The organism is Idiomarina ramblicola (genome assembly GCF_003987255.1).
In the GTDB taxonomy this organism is placed as follows: domain Bacteria; phylum Pseudomonadota; class Gammaproteobacteria; order Enterobacterales; family Alteromonadaceae; genus Idiomarina; species Idiomarina ramblicola.
In genome coordinates, this window is sequence record NZ_PIQC01000014.1 from 1 (window position 1) to 1,422 (window position 1,422).

Consider the following 1,422-nt stretch of genomic DNA (forward strand, 5'->3'; position numbering starts at 1 on the left):
ATGAAGTGACCCCCAATAGTTGGACATTCCAATTACTGGGGGTCTTTTTATGTCCAAACATCACAGAGCATTCAAGCTTGAATTAGCGAAACGTGCTCAATACGAAGGTTCACGGAAGCTTGGTCGCAGATTCAATGTCTCATCCAGGCAGATCCGCTATTGGTCGTCGGTTTATCGACTTAATGGCGAAAGTAGTTTTCTTCATTCAGACCATCCCTACACTTCTTCTTTCAAAATGAAGGTGTTAACCGCGATGCGAGTGAATGACTGGTCGCTTTCGTTTACCAGCGCCTACTTCGACTTATCTACCCCCGGTATATTATTTAACTGGCAAAAGCTTTATTCTCTCGAGGGTATCTCCGAGCTTATTCCAAAGAGTAGAGGCAGGCCCCGTATGAAACATAACCCTTCTGAGCCTAAACCATCAGAGCAGATGACTGAGAAAGAGTTACGGGAAGAATTAGACTACTTGCGTGCGGAAAATGCTGTCTTAAAAAAGTTAGAAGCCTTGGCTCAAGCGAAAAAGAAAAAAACAAAGAAAAGACCCTAGTGGTCCATGAGCTCAAGGCGAGATTTAATTTAAAGCATTTACTCAAAGCAACCGGCTTACCCAAAAGTGTGTATTACTACCATCGTCAATCCATGGGCCGAGTATGTCCTAATGAAGCTTTGAAGTCCCAAATCCAGAAGATTTACCATGCGCATAAAGGACGTTACGGATATCGAAGAATAACCCTTACACTACGTTTATCCGGCTTATCAGTGAATCATAAACGTGTTCAACGACTCATGTGTGAACTCGGATTGAAGTCAAAAGTAAGACCTAAGCGGTATAAATCATACAAAGGTGAAGTGGGTCGAGTTGCGCCAGATTTAGTACAAAGAAGGTTTACCGCGGATAAGCCAAACCAAAAGTGGGTCACCGATGTGACAGAGTTCAAAGTCGGGGAGCAGAAGGTGTATCTCTCCCCTGTCATCGACCTTTTTAATCAAGAAGTTGTCAGTTATGAAGTCCGTAAATCCGTGACGTTACCGCTGGTTACAGACATGCTCAAGAAAGCGATAGGTAAGCTTAGGCCGCATGAAACCCCTATCATTCACTCTGACCAAGGTTGGCAATATCAAAATAGAACTTACCAACAACAAATGAGAGAAAAAGGTTTGCAGCAAAGCATGTCGAGGAAAGGTAACTGTTTAGATAATGCAGTGGCAGAGAACTTCTTTGGAATACTAAAAACAGAGATGTATCACAACGAAGTATTTAAAAGTGCCGATGAGCTCATTGAAAATATTAAAGAATACATCGATTATTACAACAACAAACGTATTAAGCTCAAACTAAAAGGCCTGAGTCCGATTGATTATCGAAATCAGGCCTTGGTAGCCGCTTAGAAATGAGTCCAACTTTATGGGGTCACTTCA

General features: G+C 42.2%; 2 protein-coding genes. Both read left to right on the top strand.

The features are described 5' to 3' along the window. Positions 1 to 49 precede the first annotated feature (49 nt). Positions 50 to 550, top strand: a complete 501-nt coding sequence (locus tag CWI78_RS12865) for a transposase (protein ID WP_126783198.1) — start codon at positions 50 to 52, stop codon at positions 548 to 550. Further along, positions 460 to 1,392 carry an IS3 family transposase gene (locus CWI78_RS12870; RefSeq protein WP_126783199.1) on the top strand — a complete coding sequence of 311 codons (933 nt, stop codon included), beginning with the start codon at positions 460 to 462 and terminating at the stop codon, positions 1,390 to 1,392. The genes CWI78_RS12865 and CWI78_RS12870 overlap by 91 nt, the downstream gene beginning before the upstream one ends. The last annotated feature ends 30 nt before the right edge of the window (positions 1,393 to 1,422 follow it).

Bases quoted from the DNA above. Each gene is read 5' to 3' on its own strand.
- CWI78_RS12865 (WP_126783198.1), top strand. From the start codon at position 50: ATGTCCAAACATCACAGAGCATTCAAGCTTGAATTAGCGAAACGTGCT.